3 protein-coding genes and 3 pseudogenes are annotated in these 4,488 nt (G+C 55.6%); 2 read left to right on the top strand and 4 right to left on the bottom strand.

Going from position 1 to position 4,488, the window contains the following annotated elements; all coding sequences use genetic code 11:
- Positions 1-36: 36 nt before the first annotated feature.
- Positions 37-1,227: a cystathionine beta-lyase gene (gene metC / locus BBW68_RS14745; RefSeq protein ID WP_070135923.1), complete on the bottom strand. Its 1,191-nt coding sequence runs from the start codon at positions 1,225-1,227 to the stop codon at positions 37-39.
- 247 nt (positions 1,228-1,474) lie between these two features.
- Between metC and exbB the strand changes: the two are divergent.
- Both exbB and BBW68_RS17285 read left to right on the top strand, forming a co-directional pair.
- Positions 1,475-2,191 (top strand): annotated as a pseudogene (exbB, locus tag BBW68_RS14740) (tol-pal system-associated acyl-CoA thioesterase); the annotation flags it as partial.
- 15 nt (positions 2,192-2,206) lie between these two features.
- A pseudogene (locus BBW68_RS17285) lies at positions 2,207-2,362 on the top strand (biopolymer transporter ExbD); the annotation flags it as partial.
- A 24-nt stretch (positions 2,363-2,386) separates the two neighbouring features.
- Here BBW68_RS17285 and BBW68_RS17280 read toward each other — a convergent pair.
- The 3 genes and pseudogenes from BBW68_RS17280 to BBW68_RS14730 all read right to left on the bottom strand — a co-directional run.
- Positions 2,387-2,512, bottom strand: a pseudogene (locus BBW68_RS17280) (biopolymer transporter ExbD); the annotation flags it as partial.
- Positions 2,513-2,562: 50 nt separating this feature from the next.
- On the bottom strand, positions 2,563-3,834 hold the full coding sequence (gene tcuC, locus BBW68_RS14735; protein ID WP_070135922.1) for an MFS transporter: 1,272 nt from the start codon (positions 3,832-3,834) through the stop codon (positions 2,563-2,565).
- A gap of 63 nt (positions 3,835-3,897) precedes the next feature.
- Positions 3,898-4,488, bottom strand: a 591-nt coding sequence (locus BBW68_RS14730) for an IS3 family transposase (protein ID WP_070135921.1), incomplete at its 5' end; no start/stop codon positions are given.

The following is a 4,488-nucleotide window of genomic DNA, read 5'->3' as shown; positions in this document are numbered from 1 at the left end:
CTTTGCAACAGTGCCATTTGTTGAAACTTTAGGGCATTACTGGCCTAACCGTTCAAACCCGGCAGCAAGGTCGTCAATCAGATCGTCGACGTTTTCCAGCCCGATATGCAGGCGCACCAGCGTGCCGCTGAAATCAATGCCGCCCGCCGGACGGATCGCCGCCAGCTCTTCCGGCTGGTTCGCCAGAATCAGCGACTCATAGCCGCCCCACGAGTAGGCCATGCTGAAATGGCTGAAGTTGTCGAGGTAGTGCGCCAGCTGCTCGCGGCTCAGCTTAGCCTTCAGTACAAAGGAGAACAGACCGCTGCTGCCGCTGAAATCGCGCTGCCAGAACTGATGGCCCTTGCACTGAGGCAGCACCGGGTGATTAACCACCGCCACTTCCGGGCGTGCGACCAGCCAGTTGGCGACGCGAATGCTGCTCTCTTCATGCTGACGCAGACGCACCGCCAACGTGCGCAGGCCGCGGCTGGTCATATAGGCGGTGTCGGCATCGATCATCTGGCCCATCAGGTAGGAATTCTCGCGCAGCTGCGCCCAGCAGCGTTCGTTGGCGACGGCGGTGCCGATCATTGCGTCCGAATGGCCGATCAGATATTTAGTTCCGGCCTGGATCGAGATGTCCACGCCGAAGTCCAGCGCGCGGAACAGGATCCCGGCACCCCAAGTGTTATCGATCATGATGATCGCATCCGGCGCTTTACTGCGGATCGCGGCGACAATGGCCGGAACGTCCTGCACTTCCATGGTAATCGACGCCGGGGATTCGAGGAACACCACCCGCGTATTGGGCTGCACCAGCTCTGCGATTTCGCTGCCCGCGCTGTGATCGAACCAGGTGGTAGAGACATTCATTTTACTGAGGATTTTTGTGCAAAAATCCTGGGTCGGCTCGTACACGCTGCCGCTCATCAGCACGTTATTGCCCGCTGAGACAAAGGCGAGGATAGCGTTGGCCACCGCCGCTGCGCCACAGGGATAGAGCGCACAGCCCGCGCCGCCTTCCAGCTCGGTCAGTGCCTCCTGCAGTGAGAAGTGGGTGAGGGTGCCACGGCGCCCATAAAATAGTTCGCCGTCGGCACGCCAGGTGGTGGCGCGTTTTTTATCGGCCACGCTATCAAACACCAGTGAAGACGCGCGCTGGATAACCGGGTTAACCGAGCCTTGCGTGTAGCGTTTAGTGCGTCCGGCAGCGATCAGCGCCGTTTCAATTTTTTTGCTGCTCATGAAATACCTGTATGATCTTTTGCCCTGTTTCAACGTTAACACGCCAGCCTGCCGTGCGGTATGCAGCCTGCGGATAAGTGATGAAAATTCATTATCGCTGCGACAGCGCAGCGCGGGAGATGAAAAAATATGCAAAAATGTCCGTTAAGTTGTAAATAGTAATGAGAACTAGTATTAATCCCCGACTGTTTTGGTATGATGCGCACTGAATTTTCCGTTATCGGCTATTAGACGTTGGAGACACTGCGTGACAAATAATTTGATGCAGATAGACCTCTCCGTCTGGGGCATGTACCAGCATGCAGACATCGTGGTTAAAGCGGTGATGACAGGCCTCCTGTTGGCATCGGTTATCACTTGGGCCATTTTCTTCGGCAAAAGTATCGAACTCAGCGTGGCACGCAAGCGCCTTAAGCGCGAGCAGATGGCGTTGGCCAACGTGCGTTCGCTGGAAGAGGCCAGCCAGACTTGTGCCGGTTTCAAAGGCTTTAGCCTCAGCACGCTACTGGTAAAAGAAGCGGAAAACGAGTTGGAGGTCTCTGCAGGTTCTGATGACAACAACGGTATTAAAGAGCGTACCGGTTTCTGCCTTGAGCGCCGCGTCGCGGCCATCAGCCGTCATGCCGGTCACGGTAACGGCTTCCTTGACACCATCGGGGCTATCGCGCCGTTCGTCGGTCTGTTCGGTACCGTGTGGGGTATTATGAACAGCTTTATTGGCTTCGCTCATACGCAGACCACTAACCTCGCCGTGGTTGCGCCGGATATTGCCGAAGCGCTGCTGGCGACGGCGGTCAGTCTGATTGCTGCTATCCCTGCAGTGGTTATCTATAAACGTCTTTGCCCGCATTATTGGCAGCTACAAAGCTTCTCTCGGTGACTTGGCCGCCCAGGCTCTGCTGCAGAGCCGCGACTTGACCTCGCTGCCAGCGGTTCGCGCGTTCAGCCCACACAGAAACTGCGTGGTAGGTTAAGCACTATGGCAATGCAATTAAACGAAGATCTTGATAGCAACGGTGAAATGCATGAAATCAACGTGACGCCGTTTATCGACGTCATGCTAGTGCTGCTGATTATCTTTATGGTCGATGCGCTGACCAAACAGACCGAAGGTAAGAAAGACGTGGGCCGATCAAAAAAATGATCGTGTACAGACGAATTATTTCCCGGCGGTTTCCCCCATCAAACCAATCTTCAGATATCCCGCCTGACGCAGTTTATCCATCACGCCCATCAGCGTTTCGTAATCGACGGACTTATCGGCTTGGAAGAAAATCGTGGTGTCTTACCGTTACCTGAATTATGTAGTACCATCCCAAATTATCCCGGCAAGGGTTACTTCAGTCGCTTGATAATCAACGTGCCTATTAATCCGCACACCGCGGCAAACGTCAGCCAAACGCCCGGCATCGCTTTATCCCCCGTCACATGGATTAGATAGCTGCACACCGCAGGAGTAAAGCCGCCGAATAGCGCTGTTGCTAGGCTATAGGCCAGCGAGAAACCGGTAGCACGCACCTCCGCAGGCATCACCTCCGCCAGATACACCACCATTGAGCCGTTATAGCTACCGTACAGGAATGAGAGCCACAGATCGGCTTCCAGCAAATGGGCAAAGTTCGGTGAACCGACCAGCCAGTACAGCACCGGCCATGCGGTAATAATCATCAGGATGGTAGAGATCAGCAGCAGCGGACGGCGGCCATAGCGGTCAGAGAGCGACCCCATCACCGGCAGCCAGAACAAGTTGGAAATACCAATGCACAGGGTGACAAAGAAGCTTTCTTTGTCGCTCATCATCAGCACCGTTTTGCCAAAGGTCGGCGTAAACGCGGTGATCATATAGAACATCACCGTGGTGGTAACCACCATCAGCATGCTCGCCAGCACCAGCGCCCAGTTACGGCCAACCGAACGAATAATCTGCCCCATGCTCGGGTGGTGTTTACGCTGGCTGAATGCTTCGGTTTCCTCCAGCATGCGACGGATCCAGAACAGGAACGGCACGATCAGGCAGCCAATCACAAACGGAATACGCCAGCCCCAGTGGGTAACGGCTTCTTTTGACAATAGATGGTTGAGCAGCAGGCCGAGCAGCGCGGCAAAGATCACCGCAATCTGCTGGCTACCGGACTGCCAGCTGACGTAGAAGCCTTTCTTACCTTTAGGCGCGATCTCAGAGAGATAGACGGAAACCCCACCGAGCTCCACCCCGGCTGAGAAGCCCTGCAGCAGTCGGCCCAGCAGGATCAGCACCGAAGCCGCCATGCCGAGCGTGGCATAGCCGGGCACCACCGCAATGGTCAGCGTACCGATTGCCATCAGTCCCAACGTCAGCAGCAGCCCTTTACGGCGGCCGTGGCGGTCAATGTAAGAGCCGAGGATAATCGCCCCTAGCGGCCGCATCAGGAAACCGGCACCAAAGGTCATCAGCGTTAGCATCAGTGAGGCAAACGGGTCATCTCCGGGGAAAAAGGTTTTTGCAATGGCGGTAGCGTAGTAGCCAAACACCATAAAGTCGTACATTTCGAGGAAGTTACCGCTGGTAACGTTGAAGATAGTTCTGACACCGCCCTGCCGCGATGTCCCTGTCATAGAGTTGTTCATGTTACTTCCTGTGGGTTTTCCCCTAGTTTTTAGCCTGCCAGGGCGGGTTTTAATGTGTAGTGGTCAACTAATACTGGCCACAGCATTAGACTGTAAGTAGTACAGCCGCTCAGATTCGTTGGGCGTCAGACTGCCGTTATACCAGTGGGGCCTGATAGCGCTGTAATATCCCGTTATATAGCGGATTATCGCGCCCTGGGCTTCGCTGAAGCTGTTATAGCCCTTCGTCGGCACCCATTCGGTCTTCAGGCTCCGGAAGAACCGCTCCATAGGGGCGTTATCCCAGCAGTTTCCCCGTCGACTCATACTCTGCTTTATCCTACAGCGCCACAGCGCCTGCCGATATCTACGGCTGGTATAGGGGCTGCCCTGGTCGCTGTGGAACGCCACGTCTGTTGGCTTACCCCGAAGCTCCCAGGCCATCTGCAACGCTTTGACCGTCAGTGCCGAGTCCGGTGACGTCGACATGGCCCAGCCCACCGGTTTACGTGCAAACAAGTCCAGCACCACCGCCAGATAAGCCCAGCATTTACCCGTCCAGATATAAGTCACATCGCCGCACCAGACCTGGTCCGGCCCGGTAACCGCGAACTGGCGGTCGAGATGGTTCGGTATCTCAACGTGTTCGTTTCCGCCGCGTTTGTATTTGTGCGC

Source organism: Candidatus Erwinia dacicola, assembly GCF_001756855.1.
GTDB classification, from domain to species: Bacteria; Pseudomonadota; Gammaproteobacteria; order Enterobacterales; family Enterobacteriaceae; genus Erwinia; species Erwinia dacicola.
The sequence above is the reverse complement of the archived record's forward strand: the minus strand, read 5'-3'. Positions and strand labels throughout refer to the sequence as shown.

What these genes read in the sequence shown, in the direction of transcription:
- metC (WP_070135923.1), bottom strand. Translation starts at nt 1,227, where the DNA reads ATGAGCAGCAAAAAAATTGAAACGGCGCTGATCGCTGCCGGACGCACT.
- tcuC (WP_070135922.1), bottom strand. Translation starts at nt 3,834, where the DNA reads ATGAACAACTCTATGACAGGGACATCGCGGCAGGGCGGTGTCAGAACT.